The sequence below is a fragment of the Luteibacter sp. NPDC031894 genome, assembly GCF_050273135.1.
Classification (GTDB): Bacteria; Pseudomonadota; Gammaproteobacteria; order Xanthomonadales; family Rhodanobacteraceae; genus Luteibacter.
The window spans coordinates 15,854-36,097 of record NZ_JBNNMV010000007.1 but is presented as its reverse complement, the minus strand read 5'-3'; the positions used below and the strand labels follow the sequence as shown (position 1 = coordinate 36,097).

Sequence of the window (20,244 nt, the reverse complement as noted above, 5' to 3'; positions counted from 1 at the left end):
GGCATCAGACAACCCGAAACATCATCTTATGGGAGTGGGGAGATGGGGGATATCAAGACGAACCGGCGCGCATTGCGCCACGGCGCCTTGTGCATGGCGATCGGCCTGGGCCTCGCCATGTCCGGCGTCGCCTGGGGTGCGAATACCGATGGCTCGATCGTCGGCCGGACCAAGGCGGGCGCGACGGTGACCGCGCGCGACCCGGCCACCGGGCTGACGCGCACGGTGACGGCTGATGACGCCGGCAATTTCCGCCTGCCGTTCCTCCCCGTTGGCCACTACCAGGTGGACAGCAGCAAGGACGGCAAGCCCGTCGCGACCACCGCCGAAGTGAACGTGAGCCTCGGCAACGCGACCACGGTGAACCTCGTGGAGCGCGGCGCGACCGGTACCACCGAGCTCGAAGGCGTCCAGGTGAGCGCGCCGGTGGTGATCAACGCGGTGGACGTCAGTTCCACGGAAATCGCGACGAACGTCAGCCGCGAAGAAATTCGCCGGCTGCCCGTGGACCAGAACGTGCAGTCCGTCGCGCTGCTGGCGCCCGGCGTGAACAAGGGCAATGCCGGCTTCGGCGGCATCTCCTTCGGCGGTTCGTCGGTGGCCGAGAACTCGTTCTACGTGAACGGCCTCAACGTCACCGACTTCTACAACCGCAACGGCTTCTCCGAAGCGCCGTTCGCCTTCTATCAGGAATTCCAGGTGAAGACCGGCGGCTACTCGGTGGAGTTCGGCCGCACCACGGGCGGCGTGGTGAATGCCGTCACCCGCTCGGGCACCAACGAGTTCAAGGCCGGCGCGGAGATGACCTTCGAGCCGAGCGACTGGCAGGCCACCACGAAGAACCGCTACTGGGACGGCGAGCGCTACATCACTTCGTCCGAGGACCATTACTCGCGCACGAAGATGAACGTGTACGCGTCGGGCCCGATCGTGAAGGACAAGCTGTTCTTCTTCGCGATGTACGAGGCGCGCGGCTACACGCCGCAGAACACGGACAACCAGGGCACGGTGCTCACCCAGAACGACACCGACTCCGGCTTCTGGGGCGCCAAGGTCGACTGGCACATCAACGACAAGAACCTGCTCGAGTTCATGGCCTTCTCGGACAAGGACACGAACGAGGGATCGGTCTACCCGTACGACTACGCGACGCGCACCAAGGGTCAGAAGAGCGACGTCATCACCAGCGACACGGGCGGCAGGAACTGGAACGGCACTTTCACCAGCTACCTGGTCGACAACCTGTCGATGAAGCTGATGTACGGCCGCAACGAGCGCGAGGCCTACACCCGCGGGCTGGCCGATGCCGAGTGCAATCCCGTCCGCATCGACGACAATGCCGACGCCCCGGACGTGCCGTTGGGCTGCAGCTCCAGCACGATGGTCGAGAAGCGCAACGATACGCGCAAGCAAGGCCGAGCGGACTTCGAATGGACCCTCGGCGACCACCTCGTGCGCTTCGGCTATGACCACGAAGTAGATACCTCGCAGTACGACCGGCATTACCCGGGCCCGGGCGCGTACTACTACAACATCGTGCATGCCGACCCCGGATCGACCATCGAGAACGACGGCGTCATGCCGCCCGGCTACGACATGTACGTGCGCCAGCGCCGCTACAACATCAGCGGTACGTTCGAGACCTCGAACAACGCGTATTACGTCGAGGACAACTGGAACATCACGCCCGACTTCCTGCTGAACGTCGGCCTGCGCAGCGATTCCTTCGACAACAAGACGGCCGAAGGCGAGAGCTACATCAAGGTCGACAACATGATCGCTCCGCGCCTGGGCTTCTCCTGGGACCTCAATGGCGACGGGCGGACGAAGATCTTCGGCAACCTGGGCCGGTATTACCTGCCGGTGGCCAACGTGATCAACATCAAGCAGGCCGGCGGCCTGCTCGACGAGCGCACGTTCTACACCTTCGAGGGATACCAGTTCCTCGATCGCAACGGATCGCAATACGCGGTGCCGATCCTCGGCCAGCAGATCGGCGCGGTCGACACGTCGCAGGGCAACGGCACCGTGGGCGACCTGCGTGCCGAAGTCGACAAGAACATGGACCCGGTCTACCAGGACGAGGCCATCCTCGGCTTCCAGCAGATGATCACGGACAAGTGGTCCTGGGGCGTGAGCGGCACGTACCGCAAGCTGCACGACGCGATCGACGACATGGAGATCAGCGCCACGCCGCAGTGCGGTGGCGATGGTTACATCGGTTACGTCATGGGCAATCCCGGCCGGAACGTGACCGTGTATGGCGATACCAACTGCGACGGCACGCCGGACGGCTACATCACCCTCGATACTTCCAAGCAGGGCTGGGCGCTCTACGACGCCTCGGGCAACTACCTCGGCCAGCGCGGCTGGAAGAAGCCGCGCCGCACGTTCGGCTCCCTGGAATTCCAGGTGGACCGCGCCTGGGACGACAAGTGGATGTTCAATGCGTCGTACGTGCTCTCGTGGAGCCGCGGCAACGCCGAAGGTCCGGTGAACTCGGACACCAACTTCGACGACACCGGCCGCACCGAGAACTTCGACGATCCCTGGGTGAACCTGTCAGGCGGCTACCTCCCGAACGACCATCGCCACCAGTTCAAGTTGCGCGGCACGTACGCGATCAGCGACCAGTGGCAGGTCGGTGCAGACGTCACAGCCTTGTCGGGTAGCCCGATCACCGCGTACGGCGTCGGCAATCCGTTCGACAAGACCTCGTACCACAGCTACTTCATCTGCGTGGAGAATTGCGCGGATCCGGTCTCCGAGAACCGTGTGTACGTCGAGTCCGAGCGCGGCGCGAAACGCACGCCGTGGAGCTTCAACCTCAACGCCAGCATCACCTACCTGCTGCCGCTGGACGAGAAGAACAACCTGCGCGTGAAGTTCGCCGTGTACAACCTGCTGAACCAGCAGCGCACGACGGGCGTCGACCAGGACCTGCAGACGTCGATCGGCAGCAACAGCAACACCTACCTCCAGCCGATCCGCTTCCAGCCGCCGCGCTTCGGGCAGTTGACCGTCTCGATCGACTTCTGATGCCTGAGGCAACGCTTTTCGACGGGAGGCAGAATGAAACGAACTTTCGGCCTGGCCCTGTTGTTCTGCGCCACCGCGCAGGCACAGGACCATCCGCTGACCCTCGACACCCATGTCGACATCCCCCTGTCGTACATGCACGACGCGAAGTTCGACGCCGGCAAGGACGGTCCGCTCAAGGTGGACCTGCCGAAGATGCGTCGCGGTGGACTGGACGCCGCCTTCTTCGTCATCTATGTCGAGCAGGGGCCGCTGACCCAGGCGGGTTACGCCAAGGCCGTCGCGCAGGCCGCGCGTAAGTACGACGCCATCGATCTCATGCTGAAGCGTTACCCGGACCAGATCCGGCTGGCGCGCACGCCGGGCGACGTCCGGGCGAACAAGGCGGCGGGGCGGCTCTCCGCGATGGTCGGCATCGAGAACAGCTATTCGCTGGGCCACGACCTGAAGCGGCTGGACGCCGCCTACGCGCGTGGCGCGAGCTACGTCGGCCTGGCGCATGTCGGCAACAATGACCTCTGCGGCAGTTCGCTGCCGAGCAAGGACCTGGGCGACAAGCCCGACAGCAATCTAGGCCTGAGCGATTTCGGGCGCCAGGTGGTGAGGCGGGCGAACGCGCTGGGCATGATGGTGGACATCTCGCATGCCTCGGACGCCTGCGTACGCGACGTGCTGGCCCTCTCCACGGCGCCGATCATCGCGTCGCATTCCTCCGCGCGTGCGATCACCGACCACCCGCGCAACCTGCCCGACGAGCTGTTGAAAGCCATCGCGGACAAGGGCGGTGTCATCCAGGCCGTCGCGTACAAGGAGTTCCTGAAGAAGGATCCGGCGCGCGAGGCCGCCGAGAAGGCCCTCCAGGCGCGTGTGGCACGCGAGGCGGGGGACAAGGCATACGACAGCGAGAAGCACGATTACCTGCCGGCATACACCGAAGGCATGAGGGCGATCCAGCGGGAGCATCCGCTGGCGACGTTGGACGACTTCCTCGACCACATCCAGCACATGGTGAAGGTCGCCGGCATCGACCACGTGGGTATCGCGTCCGACTTCGATGGCGGCGGCGAAATCACGGGGTGGATGGACGCGTCGGAGACGCGCAACGTCACCGCCGGCTTGAAGCGACGCGGCTTCTCCGATGCCGACATCGCGAAGATCTGGAGCGGCAACCTCCTGCGCGTCTGGTCTGCCGACGAGGCGGCTTCGTCCGCATCGCTCGACAAACTGGTGGACGAGGCCGTGGCGCGCTATGACATCCCGGGCATCGCCGTGGGCGTGATCCAGGACGGCAACGTCGTATACACCCGTACGGCGGGTGTGCGGGCAGCGGGGTCGCGGGTCAGGGTCGACAGCCGCACGCTGTTCAAGATCGCCTCCAACAGCAAGGCGATGACCACGGCGCTGATCGCCCGCCTCGTGGCTGCCGGCAAGCTGCACTGGGACGACCCCGTGGTGAAGTACCTGCCGGATTTCCGGATGAACGACCCGTGGGTCACGCGCGAGATCCAGGTGCGCGACCTGCTGATCCACAACAGTGGACTGCGCGAAGGCGCGGGCGACCTGATGTTGTGGCCCGAGCCGAACCATTTCACCCGCAAGGACATCCTCGCGGGGCTGGCGTACCTGAAGCCGGAACACAGTTTCCGTTCGCGTTACGCGTACGACAACCTGCTCTACGTCGTCGCGGGCGAGGTGGCCGCCGCGGCAGGGGGCGCGTCCTACGAGACACTGCTACGCCGCGAGGTGTTCGAGCCGCTCGGCCTGTCCCGTTGCCAGATCGGCAGCTGGTCGCGCGACGGGGTGGGCAACGTCGCCCAGCCACACCGCCATGGCGAGCACGGCAATGACGTCGTGGGTGCCGATCCCGCGACGATCCCCGCGATCACGTCCGCCGCCGCGGGTGGCGTTCGCTGCGACCTCGACGACATGCTGCGCTGGGCCGGCAACTGGCTCGCGCCCGATGCGTCCCAGCTGGCCTGGCTGGACGCGAAACAGCGCGAGCCGCTGTGGTCGATCCAGAACCCGATGCCTGTCGGGCAGCGTCGCAAGACATGGAACGACACCCACCTGTACGGATACGGATACGGCTGGCGCCTTGCCGACGTGGATGGCCAATGGAGTGTGTCGCACACCGGCACGCTCTCGGGCATGTACTCCACGGTCAGCCTGCTACCGGAGCAGCGCAGCGGCTTCGTCATCATGATGAACGGCGGCGGCGAAGATGCGCGCGATACACTAGCCGAGGCCTTGCTGAAACGACTTACCGTGCCAGGCGAGACACACACGGTCGGCGAATACGCGGACCGCATCGCCGCCGAGGCCTCGGCCCCCGGCGCCTCGCGCGCCCCCGATACGTCCTCGCGCGTCACCGCCTCGACCGACGACGCGAAGGCGTTCCTCGGTGTCTGGCGGGACCCCTGGTTCGGTGAGGTGAGCATCTGCCCGGTGAAGGGCGGCGTCGGCTTTGTCGCCTCGCGCTCACCCGCAATGACCGGCGCCCTCCAGCGCGTGGGGACGCGCTACCTCGTACAGTGGAAGGGAGAGCGGATGGATGCCGAGCCGTGGCTCGATCTTTCCGCACCGGACCGCCTGCGTCTCACCAAGGTCGACCCCGATGCCGATTTCAGCAACGACTATGAAGACCTGGATTTCGCTCGCGTGCGCGCTTGCCCTTAGCGTCCACGCCGCCGACGCACCACCGCGCGTCTCGTCCGCGCGCACGATGGCGGAGGCGGGGCTGACGGACATCCGTTCCCTCGTGCCCGACATGGCGGAAACCATCCACTACGCCGGCAGCGACAATTTCACCGGCGCCACCGTGGATGGGTATCGCGCGCCGAAATGCTTCCTCCGCACCGCCGCCGCCGAGGCGCTCGCGCGCGTGGAGCACAACCTGCGCAGGGCCGGCTATCGTCTGCGCCTTTGGGATTGCTACCGCCCGGCGCGGGCGGTGGCCAACTTCGTGCGCTGGGCGGGCGATCTCTCCGACACCAAGACAAAGCCGGCGCATTATCCGCACCTCGAAAAGGACCAGCTACTGGGTGAGTACATCGCCCCCGTGTCCGGCCACAGTCGCGGTGCCACCGTCGACCTCACCCTCATGCGCTGCGATGGCGACCGGTGCGCGGCACTCGACATGGGCACGGACTTCGACTTCTTCGATCCGCGCGCGCATACGGACGATCCCGGCATCGATCCCGCGCAACGCGCCAACCGGCAGCGCCTAGTGCATGCGATGGCGAAGGAAGGCTTCGTCAACTACCCGCAGGAGTGGTGGCATTACTCGCTGCCGTCCGCCGCGGCCGCCGACACCATCTACGACGTTCCCGTGGAGTGAGCATGCGATTCGCCGTCCTCCTTGTCTGTTGCGTCCTCCTGGCGTCATGTGCGGCGGCCCACTCGCCGAACGCCTCCGTCGACAGCCTGATGTCCCGATACGAAGGTGACGGCCCCGGGGCCTCGCTGCTCGTGGTGCGCGACGGCGTGCCGTTGGTGCGGCGCGGCTACGGCTTTGCGGATCTCGAGAACCGTGTGCCGGCGACGCCGCAGACCGACTATCGGCTCGCTTCGGTAAGCAAACAGTTCACCGCCGCGGCGATCCTGCTGCTGGCGCAGGACGGCAAGCTCTCCCTCGACGACCGGGCGAGGCAATGGCTTCCCGCGCTTCCTCCGGCGGCCGACGCCATCACGATCGCCCAACTCCTCAGCCACCAGGGCGGGCTCGTCGACTACGAGGACGTGATGCCGGCGGATACAAGGGTGCCGCTGCGCGACAAGGACGTGCTGGACCTGATGTCGGCCACCGATCATCTGTACTTCGCGCCGGGCACGTCGTACCGCTACAGCAACGGCGGCTACGCGATGCTCGCCCTGATCGTGGAGAAGGCATCGGGCAAGAGGTTCCAGGACTTCCTGCGCGAGCGCATCTTCCTTCCCCTAGGTATGATCCACACGCTCGCCTACGTGAAGGAAGGGCCGGCGGTGCCGCACCGTGCCTTCGGCTACAGCGAGGAAAACGGGCATTGGGTGCGCACCGACCAGAGCATGACCAGCTCGGTGCTCGGCGACGGCGGGATCTATGCGTCCATCGACGACATGGCCCGCTGGGACGCCGCGCTCTACGACGACCGCCTGCTCAGCGAATCATCCCGCGCCGCGGCTTTCACGCCCAAGACGCGGACCGACGATCCGACCGTCGAATACGGGTACGGCTGGCGGATTACCGGCGATTCCGTATGGCACTCGGGCGAGACGATCGGGTTTCGCAACGTGATCGTCCGTTACCCGGACCGTCATTTGACGGTGATCCTGCTGACCAACCGTAATGATCCGGAGCCCTACAGGACGGCGTTGGCGATCGCGCACCTGTACCTGTAGGAACCGCGCGATGGCTTATCATGGCGGTTCCCCGCGACTGCACGGATCCCCCATGTCCACGTTTCGCTTCGCCCTGGCCCAGTTCGACTTTCCCGTGGGCGCCACCGCCGACAATGCCCGGCGCGTGCAGGCCCTGGCCGATGAAGCCCGCGACCGCCTCGGCGCTTCGCTGATCGCCTTTCCGGAACTCACCCTTTCGGGTTATCCACCGGAAGACCTCCTGCAACGCCCGAGCTTCCTCGAAGGGTGCGCGAGGGAGCTCGCCGCGTTGGCCCCACGGATCAAGGGCATTTCCGCCGTCGTCGGCCACCCCGACACGCGTGGCGAGGTGTTCAACGCCGCGACGCTGATCCGCGAGGGCAGGGCCGAGTGGACGTACCACAAGCAGGCGCTGCCGAATTACACGGTGTTCGACGAGAAGCGCTATTTCCAGCACGGCGAGAGCACCCGGGTCTTCACGATCGAAGGCGTTCGCGTGGGCATGCTGATCTGCGAAGACATCTGGGAAGCCGAGCCGGCCGCGCACGCGGCGGAAGCCGGCGCGGAACTGATCCTCGTGATCAACGCCTCGCCCTACGACCGCCGCCAGGCGGCGACGCGCGAGGAACTGCTGCGCCGCCGCGCCACCGAGAACGGCGTGCCGATCGCGTACGTGAACCTCGTCGGCGGACAGGACGACTTGCTGTTCGACGGGCACTCGCTGCTGGTGCAGGCCGACGGCACCATCGTGGCGCGCGCGCCGTCCTTCGAGGAAATGCTTCTCGCCGTGGAATACGACACCGCGACGAAGCGCCTCACGGCGATCGACTGGCCGGCGACGGATAACCGCTCGCCGGAGGCGATCATGTACGCCGGCCTCGTGCGCGGCGTGCACGACTACATCGGGAAGAACGGCTTCACCGGCGTGCTGCTCGGGCTTTCCGGCGGTATCGACTCGGCGCTTACCCTTGCCATCGCGGTCGACGCCCTGGGCAAGGACAAGGTCACCGCGGTGATGATGCCGACGGAATACACCTCCGGCCTGTCCCTGCGCGAAGCAAAGGCCCAGGCAGAGCAGCTCGGCGTGGAATACCACGTGCTGCCGATCGAAGGCATCTATGGCGCCTTCACGGATGCGCTTTCGCCGGTATTCGCCGGCCGTGCGCCCGATATCACAGAGGAAAACCTGCAGTCGCGCACACGCGGCGTGCTGTTGATGGCCATGTCGAACAAGACCGGCAAGCTGCTGCTGTCCACCGGCAACAAGAGCGAGATGGCCGTGGGCTATGCGACCTTGTATGGCGACATGTGCGGCGCCTACGCCCCGCTGAAAGATGTCTACAAGACGGTGGTGTACGCCCTGTCGCGTTGGCGCGCGGCGATCGACGGCGCGATTCCCGCGGCGGTGATCGACCGGCCGCCGTCGGCCGAGCTGCGCCATGAACAGACCGACCAGGATTCGCTGCCGCCCTACGACGTGCTCGACGCGATCCTCGACCTGTTCATCGAAGGCGAGGCATCGGCGGAAGACATCATCGCCGCCGGCTACGACGACGCCACCGTGCGCCGCGTGATCCGCATGGTCTACATCAACGAGTTCAAGCGCCGCCAGGCCGCGCCCGGACCCCGTGTGACCACGAAGGCCTTCGGCCGCGAAAGGCGCTACCCGATCACCTCCGGCTGGCGCTAGGCGGCCGGCAGGTAAGAAAAAGCCGGCTTGCGCCGGCTTTTTCTTTTAGTGGTGTCCCGAGAACGGGATGGCCTTGCGCCAGATCGACGGATGGTGCGGCCAGTTGGCGTCCGTGAGGTACGGGTGGTCCGGATAATTCAGGGCCAGCACCTTGCGGGTCTGATCGGCCAGCGGCTGGCGGTCGAGCGCGATATAGCTGCGGGTGAGGATGGCCAGGGCGTCGGCGGTCTGCGGCGACTGCTGGTAGTGCTCCACCACATACTGGGCGCGATCCGCCGAGGCGATGTACGACTTCGTGCGCAGGTAATACTCGGCGACGTTGATTTCGAACTGGGCCAGCTGGTTGCGCAGGAAGATCATGCGCTGGCGGGCGTCGGTGGCGTAGGCGCTGTTGGGATAGCGACGCGTCAGCTGGCTGAAATCGTCGAATGCCGTGAGGTTGAAGCCCTGGTCCCGACGGGTCGAGGCACTGTCTCCGCGCGACAGGTAGCGCTCGATGAAGCCGGCCGTGCGGTCGAAATTGATCAGACCGCGCAGGTAATAGGCATAATCGGCGTGTGGATGGGTCGGAAACGTCTTGATGAAGCGGTTGATCGTCGAGTAGGCATCATCCGGCTTGTTGTCTTTGTACTGCGCGTAAGCCAGTTCGATCTGCGACTGCTCGTTGATGTCCCCCGACGGGAAGCGCGCGATGAGGCGCTGGTAGGCCTTTTCAGCCGCGGCATAGTCGGAATGCTCCAGCGATTCGTGGGCATTGGCATAGAGCCGGTCGACCGGCATCGTGTCGATCGTCTCCTTCTTGCTGCGGAACATCGAGCAGGCGCTCATCGACAAGGCGAGGACGAGCAGAATGGTGATCTTGGTTGCACGCATTGAGAGAGTTCGGATGCTTGAGCGAAAAGGCATGATAGCCGAAACCGGCCGTGGGCCGGGCGAGGCGCTATGACGACGGTCAGACACGAGGCCACCGTGCCGGTGGCCGCAGCGGGTCGGCGGTTCGACCAGTCGCTGGCCGAGATGTTCCCCGATTACTCCCGATCCCGCCTCACCGGCTGGATCAAGGAGGGTAAGGTCCTGCTGGACGGCGCCCGCGTGGCGCCGCGGCACCTGGTCCGCGGCGGGGAACAGGTGGCGCTGGAGGCCGAGCTGGAGGCCGAGGTCCGTGCCCAGCCCGAGGACATCGCGCTGGACATCCGCTACGAGGACGACGACCTCATGGTGGTCGAGAAGCCCGTGGGCCTGGTGGTCCACCCGGGCGCGGGCAACCCGGCGGGCACGCTGCTCAACGCCCTGCTGCACCACAGCGCAACGCTGGCCGAGCTGCCGCGCGGGGGCATCGTGCATCGCCTCGACAAGGATACGGCGGGCCTGATGGTGGTGGCCAAGAGCATGGCCGCGCACACCGCCCTGGTGGCCATGCTGGCCCGGCACGACGTGCATCGCCAGTATGAAGCGGTGGTGCTCGGCACGATGGTGGCCGGCGGCACCGTGGACCAGCCGATCGGCCGGCACCAGCACGATCGCCTGAAGCAGGGCGTCCGCGACGTCGAGGACGGCGGCAAGGAAGCGGTCACCCATTATCGGGTGCGTGAGCGCTTCCGCGCCCACAGCGTCATCCAATGCAACCTGGAGACCGGCCGTACCCATCAGATTCGCGTGCACATGGCCCATCTGGGCCATCCACTGGTCGGGGACCAGCTCTACGGCAACGGCCTGCGCCTGCCCCGCGGGGCGAGCCAGGAACTCATCGACGCCTTGCGCGGGTTCCGCCGCCAAGCCCTGCACGCCGAGAAACTCGCGTTCGAGCACCCGCTCACCGGGGAATACCTCGAGTTCGACTCGCCGCGTCCGGCCGACCAGGACGCCCTGATCGAGGCGCTGCGCGCCGACACGGCCCTGCACCCGATCGAGGACTGACCATGGGCGACGCCTGGATCGTGCCGGAGTGGACCGCCCCGGCGAACGTCGGGGCCGCGGTGTCGACCCGGCTCGGTCCGGGCTCGTCCGCACCGCCGTATGACACCCTCAACCTCGGCCTGCGCTCCGGCGACGACCCCCTGGCGGTGACCGCGAATCGCGTCAGTCTGGCGCTCGCCCTCGATTTGCCGGGGCCACCCCTGTGGCTGCGCCAGGTGCATGGGACCGCGGTCGTCGATGCCGGCGTGGCAACGGAAGACGAGCCGGTGGCGGATGCGGCCGTGGCCCACGGGCCCGGGAAAGTGCTGGCGATCCTCACGGCCGACTGCCTGCCGGTGCTGTTCGCCAGCGCGGACGGCGGCACGATCGGGGCGGCCCACGCTGGCTGGCGCGGGCTCGCCGCCGGCGTGCTGGAAAACACGGTGGCCCGGATGGACTCGCCACCCGCCTCCGTCATGGCCTGGCTCGGCCCGGCCATCGGCGGCCCGTCGTACGAAGTGGGCGACGAAGTGCGTGCGGCCTTCCTGGCGTCCGATACCGGGGCCGAGACGGCATTCACGCCGACCCGTCCCGGACACTGGCTTTGCGACCTTTACGTCCTGGCCCGGCGCAAGCTCGCCGCGGCGGGCGTGACGCAAGTGAGCGGGGGCGGATTCGATACGTTCCGGGATAAACGGCTCTATTCCTACCGCCGCGACGGTGCGTCCAGCGGACGCTTCGCGTCGCTGGTCTGGACGCGCTAGGGACTCACCGTCATCGGCGACGGTACGTAGATCTCCGGCTTCACCTTCGGCGGTTCCGTCAGCGCGTGCAGGAAGGCATTGCGCCACGTGGTGATGTCGTTGCGTTCGAGCACGTCCATCATCGACTGCCAGCGCATGCGCCGCTCTTTCAGCGGCATCTCCATGGCGCGCTTCAACGCCTCCGATACTTCGTCGAGGTCCGAGGGATTCACCAGCAAGGCCGCGTCCAGCTCCTGCGCCGCGCCCGCGAAGCGTGACAGCACGAGGACGCCCGGGTCCTGCGGATCCTGGCACGCCACGTATTCCTTGGCGACGAGGTTCATGCCGTCGCGAAGCGGCGTGACCAGGCCGACCTTCGCCACCCGGAAGTAGCCGGCCAGCACCTTGTGCGCGAACGACTTGTTCACATAGCGGATCGGCACCCAGTCCGGCTCCGCGTACTGCCCGTTGATATGGCCCGCGCTGCGCTCGAGTTCCCTGCGCAACGAACGGTACTCGGGCACGTCGGAGCGCGATGGCGGCGCGATCTGCAGGAGGGAAACCCGGCCGCGCATTTCCTTGTGGTCGCGCAGCAGGCGGGCGAATCCCTCGAAGCGCTCCGGCAGGCCTTTCGAATAATCGAGTCGATCCACGCCGATGATCAGCGCGCGGTCGTCGATGGACGCCTTCAGCTTCGCCACGGCGCCGCTGTCTTCCGCGCGATGGGCGAGTTCCACCGCCTCGGCGGTGTCGATGCTGATCGGGAAGACGCCGGCCCGGAAGATGCGGCCGTTTGCCGCGCGAATGCGGCCGCCGGTGCGCATCGCGGCGCCGAGCTCGTGCAGGAAATAATCCTCCAGCGCGCGCAGGTCGCGCTGCGTGTGCACGCCCACGAGGTCGTATGCGGCCAGGGGCTCGAGGATCTCGCGATGGCGCGGCAGCGTGATCAGCAGTCCCGCAGCGGGGAGTGGCGTGTGCAGGAAGAAACCGATGCGGTTCTCGACACCCAGTTCGCGCAGCATGCCCGCGAGGGGGATCAGGTGGTAGTCGTGCACCCAGACGATGTCGTCTTTCCGGATGAGTTTGGCCACCCGCTTCGCGAACGCGCGGTTGACCCGCAGGTACCCCTCCAGGTGGTCGCGACGGTAATCCACGAGATCGCCGCGATAATGGAACAGCGGCCACAACGCGCGATTGGCGAAACCGCTGTAGTAGTCGTCATGGTCCGCCTTGGACATGTCGATCGTGGCGTAGCTGATGTGTCCGTCCTGGACCTCGTGCAGATCCTTGCCCGTTTCGGCGGCGATGTTGCCGCTCCATCCGAACCACAGGCCGCCCATTTCCTGCAGCGCCGCGTTCATCGCGGACGCCAATCCCCCCGTCTGTGTCTGCTTCGGCAGCGCGACGCGGTTCGATATGACGACTAATCGACTCATTGTCTCCTTGCGGCTCCTTGCGTCAATGCGGCTTTCACGGAATCGAGCCAAGCATGGACATCGGCCGGGCTAGACAATGTGAACACGGCGCAAGAGGGCGTTCTTGTACCTACACGCACCGACGCGCCCCCGCGTGCATTCACCATGGCGAAGGCGTGCTCGTCCGTCAGGTCGTCGCCGAGGTAGACGGGATGACGGGCCTGGAACGGCGGTGCATCGAGGAAGGCCGCGACCGCCACGCCCTTGTCCATGCCGCGCGGCTTGAATTCGTACACGTAGCTGCCCGGCTGGAGCTCGAAGCCTGGAAAGCGCGCGGCGATGGCCGGCGCGACGCGCTCGAGTTCCGGCGTGTATTCCGGATGCTCGCGACAGTGCAGGGCCACCGACCAGCTCTTGTCCTCGACGCGCACGCTCGGCATGTCGGCTGCGACGGCGTGCACCGTGGCGCGCAGGCGGGCCAGCTCGTCCGCGTCTACGGGGACGGTCACCGTTCGTCCCTCCGCGTCGCGGCGCTCCAGTCCATGCTGCCCCGCGGCGGCCCAGCGGGGGCGGCCGAAGATGCTGTCGAGGCTCGCGATGGCCCGGCCACTAACCAGGGCCAGCGCGCCGCCGAGCGCCTCGTGGATCGCGTCCAGCGTCTCGAGCATGCCGGCCGGGACGACGACGCCCTCTGGATCATCGGCGAAGGCGAGCAGGGTACCGTCCGCGTCGAGGAACAGCGCGGTGGCGGTCGTGACGAGGTCGGCGGGCGGGCGCGGGAGGTCGTTCATCCCCTCAGGATGCATGCCGTACCGTGAAAAAACCGCTGCCTCATGCCGCCGCCGGCCGTTGAAGGGGCGGCGGGGAACCCGCATCTGGTACGCCAGAGAGGCGGTCGCGGGGGAGGGCCCCGGGGCGCGCCGACACTTTCGGAGACAACCACGATGCGAATGGACAGACTCACGTCGCGATTCCAGCAAGCGCTGGCCGACGCCCAGTCGCTGGCCGTCGGCCGCGACCACAACATCCTCGAGCCGGTGCACCTGCTTGCCGCGCTGCTCGACCAGCAGGGCGGATCCACCGCGCCCCTGTTAACCCAGGCCCAGGTCAACGTGCCCGCGCTGCGCCAGCGCCTGGGCGAGATCCTCGATCGCCTGCCGAAGGTCAGCGGCCAGGAAGGCAACATCAGCCTCGGCAACGACCTCAACCGCCTGCTCAACCTCACCGACAAGCTGGCCCAGCAGCGCGGCGACCAGTTCATCGCCAGCGAGCTGTTCGTCCTGGCGGCGCTGGACGATCGCGGTGAGACCGGCGGCGCGCTCAAGGCCGCCGGCGCGACGAAGGAGCGCCTGGAAGCCGCCATCGAGAAGCTGCGTGGTGGCGAAAAGGTGCAGTCGGAGAACGCCGAGGAGCAGCGCCAGGCGCTGGAGAAGTACACCATCGACCTCACCGAGCGGGCCGAAATCGGCAAGCTCGATCCGGTGATCGGCCGCGACGAGGAAATTCGGCGCACGATCCAGGTCCTGCAACGGCGCACGAAGAACAATCCGGTGCTCATCGGTGAACCGGGCGTCGGCAAGACGGCGATCGTCGAGGGGCTCGCGCAGCGCATCGTGAACGGCGAGGTGCCCGAGGGCTTGCGCGACAAGCGCGTGCTCTCGCTCGACATGGGCGCGCTGATCGCCGGCGCGAAGTTCCGCGGCGAGTTCGAGGAACGCCTGAAGGCCGTGCTGAGCGACCTCTCCAAGCAGGAAGGGCGGGTCATCCTCTTCATCGACGAGCTGCACACGATGGTCGGCGCGGGCAAGGCCGACGGCGCGATGGACGCCGGCAACATGCTCAAGCCGGCGCTGGCGCGCGGCGAACTGCATTGCATCGGCGCGACCACGCTCGACGAATACCGCAAGTACGTGGAAAAGGACGCCGCGCTCGAGCGGCGCTTCCAGAAGGTCTTCGTGGGCGAACCCAGCGTCGAGGACACGATCGCGATCCTGCGCGGCCTGAAGGAGCGCTACGCGGTGCACCACGGCGTGGAGATCACCGATCCCGCGATCGTCGCCGCGGCCACCTTGTCAGCACGCTACATCCCCGACCGCCAGTTGCCCGACAAGGCCATCGACCTGATGGATGAGGCGGCGTCGCGCATTCGCATGGAGATCGATTCCAAGCCGGAAGAGCTGGACCGGCTCGAGCGTCGCCTGATCCAGCTGAAGATCCAGCGCGAGATGCTGAAGAAGGAGCAGGACGAGGAATCGAAGCAGCGCCTCGCCGCCCTCGAGGCCGACATCGAGAAGCTCGACCGCGAGTTCTCCGACCTCAACGAGGTGTGGAAGTCGGAGAAGGCCACGCTGCAGGGCGCGACCAAGATCAAGGAGCAGATCGAGCAGGCCCGCCTCGAGCTGGAAGCCGCGCAACGCCGCCAGGACTATGGCGCGATGAGCGAGATCCAATACGGCCGCCTGCCGGCACTGGAAACCCAGCTTGCCGCCGCGCAGAAAGCGGAGAAGCAGGATTTCACGCTGTTGCAGGATCGCGTCACGGCGGAAGAGATCGCCGAGGTCGTGGCTCGCTGGACGGGCATTCCGGTGGCGAAGATGCTCGAAGGCGAGCGCGAGAAGCTGCTGCACATGGAAGAGGCGCTGCATGGCCGCGTCGTGGGCCAGGACGAAGCGGTGCGCGCGGTTTCCGACGCGATCCGCCGTGCACGCGCGGGCCTGTCCGACCCGAACCGTCCCTACGGTTCGTTCCTGTTCCTTGGTCCCACAGGCGTGGGCAAGACGGAATTGTGCAAGGCACTGGCGGATTTCCTCTTCGATACGCAGGACGCCATGGTCCGCATCGACATGAGCGAGTTCATGGAGAAGCACTCCGTGAGCCGTCTCGTCGGCGCGCCGCCGGGGTACGTGGGTTACGAAGAGGGCGGTTACCTCACGGAGGCGGTGCGTCGTCGCCCGTACAGCGTGATCCTGCTGGACGAAGTGGAGAAGGCGCACCCGGATGTCTTCAACATCCTGTTGCAGGTGCTCGACGACGGTCGCCTCACGGACGGCCAGGGTCGCACGGTGGACTTCCGCAATACCGTCATCGTGATGACCTCGAACCTGGGCTCGAACCTCATCCAGGAGCAGGCCGGCGACAGTGAGGCCGACTACCTGCAGATGAAGGCGTCGGTACTCGGCGTCGTGCAGGCGCATTTCCGTCCGGAGTTCATCAACCGCCTGGACGACCTCGTCGTGTTCCGTCCGCTGGACAAGAAACAGATCCGTTCGATCGCGCGCATCCAGCTCGATTACCTGGCCCGTCGCCTCGCCGACCGGCAGCTGTCGCTGGACCTCACCGAGAAGGCGCTCGACCTGCTCGGCAGCGCGGGCTTCGATCCGGTGTACGGCGCACGGCCGCTGAAGCGGGCCATCCAGCAGCAGCTGGAGAATCCGCTGGCGCAGCGCATCCTGCAGGGCGCCTTCTCGCCTGGCCAGACCATCCGCGTGGACTCCGACGGCAACCACCTCACGTTCACGGCGAGCTGAAGGGTAGGAGCCGCCATGGCGGCTCCTACTGGAAATCACCATAATTCCCCGGCTGAAACACCCAGGATGCTTGACCCATGCCCATCTACGAATTCCAGTGCCAGGCCTGCGGCCACCGCTTCGACCGACTGCAGAAGATGTCCGACCCGGACCCCGAGACCTGCCCGAGCTGTGGCGAACCCCGCGTGGGCCGGATGCTGAGCGCGCCGCAGTTCCGCCTCGCCGGCAGCGGCTGGTACGAGACGGATTTCAAGAAGGACGGCGACAAGAAGCGGAACCTCGCCGAAGGATCGTCGGGCGCGCCGGCTCCGGCTCCGGCACCTGCAGCCGCCCCGGCGCCCACGCCGGCCCCGGCATCCGGAACCTCGTCGACAAGCTGATTGTCGCGGGTCGCCACAGGTTCTTTCGATCCGTTCAAACATCGTTGCGGTTTCCTCCGATAAGTTGGCGCCACACACATCGGAGGCAGGGGCATGAAAAGCATTCTGGGACTGGCGGCTGCCGTGGCGCTCGGCGCGGTGGCCTTCGCGGCGCCGCAGGTGGCGCACGCCCAGCGCGGTGGCGACACCGTCAACTGCTACAGCGACAACGGCCGCAGGTCCTACTGCCGGGTTCCCTGGCGCGACGCCCGGCTCGTCCGGCAGGATTCCAAGACGGCGTGCATCCGCGGTCGCACCTGGGACATCGATCGGGGCGGCCTGTGGGTCGACGACGGCTGCCGCGGCATTTTCCAGGAGGCGCGCGGTTGGGGCGGCGGCGGTCGCCCGGACTGGGACGACCATGACGGCCATCGTCCGGGTTGGGGCGGCGGTCCCGGTGGCGGCGACGGCCGCATCGTGTCCTGCGACAGCAACGACAACAAGCGCGTGTTCTGCCATTGGCCGATCGGCCGCGGTGCCCGCCTCGTGGAGCAGACCTCGCAGAGCAATTGCCGCGAGGGCTACAGCTACGGCTTCACCCGCGACGGCATCTGGGCGGATCACGGTTGCCGCGGCAAGTTCGCGATAGGCCGCTGAGAGAGCGGCTTCCGGCCCTATCGGGACCCCGGCTCGTGGTACGATCCGGGGTCTTTTCCCCAGAGTTCCAAGCGCATGCGCACCCACCTTTGTGGACTCATCGACGAGTCGCTGATTGGCCAGGACGTCACCCTCTGCGGGTGGGTCAACACCCTTCGCCTCCAGAGCCATGTGGCCTTCGTCGACCTCCGCGATCATGAGGGCCTCGCCCAGGTGGTGATCGAACGCGACAACGCCGCGGCCTTCGCCGTCGCCGGCGATCTTGGTTACGAATTCGTGGTGAAGGTCACCGGCCAGGTCCGCAAGCGCCTGTCCGCCAACGACAAGCTCAAGACCGGCACGGTCGAGGTCCTGGCGGACAAGGTCGAGATCCTCAACGCGGCGCGCGACCTGCCGTTCGCGCTGCACGAATCGCCCAACGAGGACCTGCGGATGACTTACCGCTACCTCGACCTGCGCCGTCCGGACATGCAGAAGATGATGCGCACGCGCACCGCGCTGGTGCGCGAGCTGCGTCGCTACCTCGACGCGGCGGGTTTCCAGGACATCGAGACGCCGATCCTCACCAAGGCCACGCCCGAGGGCGCGCGCGATTACCTCGTGCCGAGCCGCGTGCATCCGGGACAGTTCTACGCCTTGCCGCAGTCGCCCCAGCTGTTCAAGCAGATCCTGATGGTGGCCGGCTTCGACCGGTACTACCAGATCGCCCGCTGCTTCCGCGACGAAGACCTTCGCGCCGATCGGCAGCCGGAATTCACCCAGCTCGACCTCGAGTTCGCCTTCGTCGAGGAACGCGACGTGCAGGACTTCGTCGAGGACCTGATCCGCCACGTCTTCCGCGAAGTGCGCCACGTGGAACTCGACGCGAGCTTCCCGCGGATGACCTATGAAGAGGCCATGCGGCGCTTCGGTTCCGACAAGCCCGACCTGCGCATCCCGCTCGAGCTCGTGGACATCGCCGACGCGGTGAAGCACGTGGAATTCAAGGTGTTCTCCGGCCCGGCCAACGATCCCGCCGGCCGCGTCGCCGCACTCCGCGTGCCGGGAGCGACGGACCTCTCCCGCAAGGACATCGATGGCCTGACCGAGTACGCCAGCCGGTACGGCGCGAAGGGCCTCGCCTGGCTGAAGGTGGAAGACCTGGCCAAGGGCCGCGACGGCATCAACTCGCCGGTGGCGAAGTTCCTCGACGACGCCGCGCTCGAGCAGGTGCTGAAGCTGACGGGCGCCGGGACGGGCGACATCGTGTTCTTCGGTGCCGGCGCCTGGAAGACGGTCACCGATTTCATGGGCGCGTTGCGCATCAAGCTGGGCCGCGATCGCGGCATGGTCGAAAACAGCTGGAAACCGCTGTGGGTTACGGACTTCCCCATGTTCGAGTACGACGAGGAAGAAAAGCGCTTCGTGGCGCTCCACCATCCGTTCACCGCGCCGAAGGTCGACGACATCGCGGAGCTGCGCGCCAACGCGGCCGTGGCGGTGAGCCGCGGCTACGACATGGTCCTCAACGGCAACGAGATCGGTGGCGGGTCCATCCGTATCCATCGTCCGGACATGCAGAGCGCCGTGTTCGATCTGCTCGGCATCGGCGAGGCCGAGGCGGAGGCCAAGTTCGGCTTCCTGCTGAAGGCGCTGCGTCTCGGCGCGCCCCCGCACGGTGGCCTGGCCTTCGGCATCGACCGCATTGCTGCGTTGATGGCGGGCACGGAATCCATCCGCGACGTCATCGCCTTCCCGAAGACCACCAGCGCGCAGGACCTCATGACCGACGCGCCGTCCACGGTGTCCGAGCCGCAGCTCAAGGAACTGCACGTCCGCGTGGCCGCCGCGGAGCCGGCGAAAGCCTGATCCGGATGGTCCGATGACAACTTCCCAGGTCCATGTCCTGCTGCTGCATGGCCTGTGGATGCGCGGCTTCGCCATGGCGATGCTCAACCGGCGCCTCCGCGAGGAAGGCTTCGAGGTCCACCAGTTCGAATACATGAGCGTGGCCGCGCCGCCGGAACAGGCGATCACCCGGCTGCGCAAACGCATTCGCGCCCTGGCGCCGGGGCCCGTCCATGTCGTCGGGCACAGCCTGGGCGGCATCCTCGCCCTGCTGGCCTGCCGCGACGACGACCTCCCCGACGGGCGGATCGTCTGCCTCGGCTCGCCACTCAACGGCAGCGGCGCGGCGCGCGGTCTCACCCATCGCTGGGGCGGCGACATGTTGCTGGGGCGCTCGAAGGAGCTGCTCGAACACGGCCTCGACCGCTGGGACGGCCTGCGCGAAGTGGGTGTCATCGCCGGCCGCCAGCCGGTGGGGCTGGGCTCGCTGGTGGGCGACGTCGGCGTCGAACACGACGGTTCGGTGGGCGTGGAAGAGACCCGGCTGCCCGGCCTGACCGCCCATTGCGTCCTGGAAACCAGCCACACGGGCATGCTGGTCTCGGCGGACGTGGCTCGCCAGGCGGCGTTTTTTCTCAGGGAAGGGCGCTTCGACGCGTGAAGCCGCGGTGGGAGCCGACCCTGTCGGCGATCCCGCGGCAGCGGGCAAACACGCCTCACGCGTCCATCGCTGCT

The 20,244-nt window shown here is 66.8% G+C and carries 15 protein-coding genes; 12 read left to right on the top strand and 3 right to left on the bottom strand.

Annotation, left to right across the window (positions count from 1 at the left end):
• Window positions 1-42: 42 nt before the first annotated feature.
• From ACQKIE_RS16425 to ACQKIE_RS16405, 5 genes are read left to right on the top strand one after another with little or no spacing between them, the layout of a single operon-like run.
• Window positions 43-3,039: a TonB-dependent receptor gene (locus tag ACQKIE_RS16425; RefSeq protein ID WP_427461072.1), complete on the top strand. Its 2,997-nt coding sequence runs from the start codon at window positions 43-45 to the stop codon at window positions 3,037-3,039.
• Window positions 3,040-3,072: 33 nt separating this feature from the next.
• Entirely contained in the window at window positions 3,073-5,715 is a 2,643-nt protein-coding gene (locus ACQKIE_RS16420; protein ID WP_427461071.1) for a membrane dipeptidase, read from the top strand.
• Complete coding sequence (locus ACQKIE_RS16415) at window positions 5,675-6,376, top strand: M15 family metallopeptidase (protein WP_427461069.1); 702 nt, start codon at window positions 5,675-5,677, stop codon at window positions 6,374-6,376. The genes ACQKIE_RS16420 and ACQKIE_RS16415 overlap by 41 nt, the downstream gene beginning before the upstream one ends.
• A gap of 2 nt (window positions 6,377-6,378) precedes the next feature.
• Window positions 6,379-7,416: a serine hydrolase domain-containing protein gene (locus tag ACQKIE_RS16410; protein WP_427461067.1), complete on the top strand. Its 1,038-nt coding sequence runs from the start codon at window positions 6,379-6,381 to the stop codon at window positions 7,414-7,416.
• A gap of 52 nt (window positions 7,417-7,468) precedes the next feature.
• The gene (locus tag ACQKIE_RS16405) at window positions 7,469-9,085 is read left to right on the top strand and encodes an NAD+ synthase (protein ID WP_427461065.1); all 1,617 of its coding nucleotides are present in this window, start codon (window positions 7,469-7,471) and stop codon (window positions 9,083-9,085) included.
• A gap of 45 nt (window positions 9,086-9,130) precedes the next feature.
• Here ACQKIE_RS16405 and ACQKIE_RS16400 read toward each other — a convergent pair whose 3' ends face one another.
• Window positions 9,131-9,958 (bottom strand): outer membrane protein assembly factor BamD, encoded by an 828-nt coding sequence (locus ACQKIE_RS16400; RefSeq protein ID WP_427461062.1) that lies wholly within the window; start codon window positions 9,956-9,958, stop codon window positions 9,131-9,133.
• 69 nt (window positions 9,959-10,027) lie between these two features.
• On the opposite strand from ACQKIE_RS16400, the gene rluD reads away from it, so the two are divergent.
• Both rluD and pgeF read left to right on the top strand, forming a co-directional pair.
• Window positions 10,028-11,002, top strand: a complete 975-nt coding sequence (gene rluD, locus ACQKIE_RS16395) for a 23S rRNA pseudouridine(1911/1915/1917) synthase RluD (protein ID WP_427461060.1) — start codon at window positions 10,028-10,030, stop codon at window positions 11,000-11,002.
• Window positions 11,003-11,004: 2 nt separating this feature from the next.
• The gene (gene pgeF, locus ACQKIE_RS16390; protein WP_427461058.1) at window positions 11,005-11,745 is read left to right on the top strand and encodes a peptidoglycan editing factor PgeF; all 741 of its coding nucleotides are present in this window, start codon (window positions 11,005-11,007) and stop codon (window positions 11,743-11,745) included.
• Here the strand turns inward: pgeF and otsA are convergent.
• Complete coding sequence (otsA, locus tag ACQKIE_RS16385) at window positions 11,742-13,160, bottom strand: alpha,alpha-trehalose-phosphate synthase (UDP-forming) (RefSeq protein ID WP_427461056.1); 1,419 nt, start codon at window positions 13,158-13,160, stop codon at window positions 11,742-11,744. The genes pgeF and otsA overlap by 4 nt on opposite strands.
• The gene (gene otsB, locus ACQKIE_RS16380; RefSeq protein ID WP_427461054.1) at window positions 13,157-13,930 is read right to left on the bottom strand and encodes a trehalose-phosphatase; all 774 of its coding nucleotides are present in this window, start codon (window positions 13,928-13,930) and stop codon (window positions 13,157-13,159) included. The genes otsA and otsB overlap by 4 nt, the downstream gene beginning before the upstream one ends.
• A gap of 153 nt (window positions 13,931-14,083) precedes the next feature.
• Between otsB and clpB the strand changes: the two genes are divergently transcribed.
• The 5 genes from clpB (at window position 14,084) to ACQKIE_RS16355 (ending at window position 20,170) form a co-directional block, all read left to right on the top strand.
• On the top strand, window positions 14,084-16,666 hold the full coding sequence (clpB, locus tag ACQKIE_RS16375; protein WP_427461052.1) for an ATP-dependent chaperone ClpB: 2,583 nt from the start codon (window positions 14,084-14,086) through the stop codon (window positions 16,664-16,666).
• Between the two features lie 77 nt (window positions 16,667-16,743).
• On the top strand, window positions 16,744-17,046 hold the full coding sequence (locus ACQKIE_RS16370) for an FmdB family zinc ribbon protein (RefSeq protein ID WP_427461050.1): 303 nt from the start codon (window positions 16,744-16,746) through the stop codon (window positions 17,044-17,046).
• Between the two features lie 93 nt (window positions 17,047-17,139).
• Window positions 17,140-17,682 carry a DUF3011 domain-containing protein gene (locus tag ACQKIE_RS16365; RefSeq protein ID WP_427461048.1) on the top strand — a complete coding sequence of 181 codons (543 nt, stop codon included), beginning with the start codon at window positions 17,140-17,142 and terminating at the stop codon, window positions 17,680-17,682.
• Window positions 17,683-17,757: 75 nt separating this feature from the next.
• On the top strand, window positions 17,758-19,530 hold the full coding sequence (gene aspS, locus ACQKIE_RS16360; RefSeq protein ID WP_427461046.1) for an aspartate--tRNA ligase: 1,773 nt from the start codon (window positions 17,758-17,760) through the stop codon (window positions 19,528-19,530).
• A 13-nt stretch (window positions 19,531-19,543) separates the two neighbouring features.
• A complete protein-coding gene (locus tag ACQKIE_RS16355) occupies window positions 19,544-20,170 on the top strand; it encodes an esterase/lipase family protein (protein ID WP_427461044.1) in 627 nt (208 codons plus the stop codon).
• Window positions 20,171-20,244: the final 74 nt, after the last annotated feature.

Coding starts and splice junctions, on each gene's coding strand:
- ACQKIE_RS16425 (WP_427461072.1), top strand. CDS start 43: ATGGGGGATATCAAGACGAACCGGCGCGCATTGCGCCACGGCGCCTTG.
- ACQKIE_RS16420 (WP_427461071.1), top strand. CDS start 3,073: ATGAAACGAACTTTCGGCCTGGCCCTGTTGTTCTGCGCCACCGCGCAG.
- ACQKIE_RS16415 (WP_427461069.1), top strand. CDS start 5,675: ATGAAGACCTGGATTTCGCTCGCGTGCGCGCTTGCCCTTAGCGTCCAC.
- ACQKIE_RS16410 (WP_427461067.1), top strand. CDS start 6,379: ATGCGATTCGCCGTCCTCCTTGTCTGTTGCGTCCTCCTGGCGTCATGT.
- ACQKIE_RS16405 (WP_427461065.1), top strand. CDS start 7,469: ATGTCCACGTTTCGCTTCGCCCTGGCCCAGTTCGACTTTCCCGTGGGC.
- ACQKIE_RS16400 (WP_427461062.1), bottom strand. CDS start 9,958: ATGCGTGCAACCAAGATCACCATTCTGCTCGTCCTCGCCTTGTCGATG.
- rluD (WP_427461060.1), top strand. CDS start 10,028: ATGACGACGGTCAGACACGAGGCCACCGTGCCGGTGGCCGCAGCGGGT.
- pgeF (WP_427461058.1), top strand. CDS start 11,005: ATGGGCGACGCCTGGATCGTGCCGGAGTGGACCGCCCCGGCGAACGTC.
- otsA (WP_427461056.1), bottom strand. CDS start 13,160: ATGAGTCGATTAGTCGTCATATCGAACCGCGTCGCGCTGCCGAAGCAG.
- otsB (WP_427461054.1), bottom strand. CDS start 13,930: ATGAACGACCTCCCGCGCCCGCCCGCCGACCTCGTCACGACCGCCACC.
- clpB (WP_427461052.1), top strand. CDS start 14,084: ATGCGAATGGACAGACTCACGTCGCGATTCCAGCAAGCGCTGGCCGAC.
- ACQKIE_RS16370 (WP_427461050.1), top strand. CDS start 16,744: ATGCCCATCTACGAATTCCAGTGCCAGGCCTGCGGCCACCGCTTCGAC.
- ACQKIE_RS16365 (WP_427461048.1), top strand. CDS start 17,140: ATGAAAAGCATTCTGGGACTGGCGGCTGCCGTGGCGCTCGGCGCGGTG.
- aspS (WP_427461046.1), top strand. CDS start 17,758: ATGCGCACCCACCTTTGTGGACTCATCGACGAGTCGCTGATTGGCCAG.
- ACQKIE_RS16355 (WP_427461044.1), top strand. CDS start 19,544: ATGACAACTTCCCAGGTCCATGTCCTGCTGCTGCATGGCCTGTGGATG.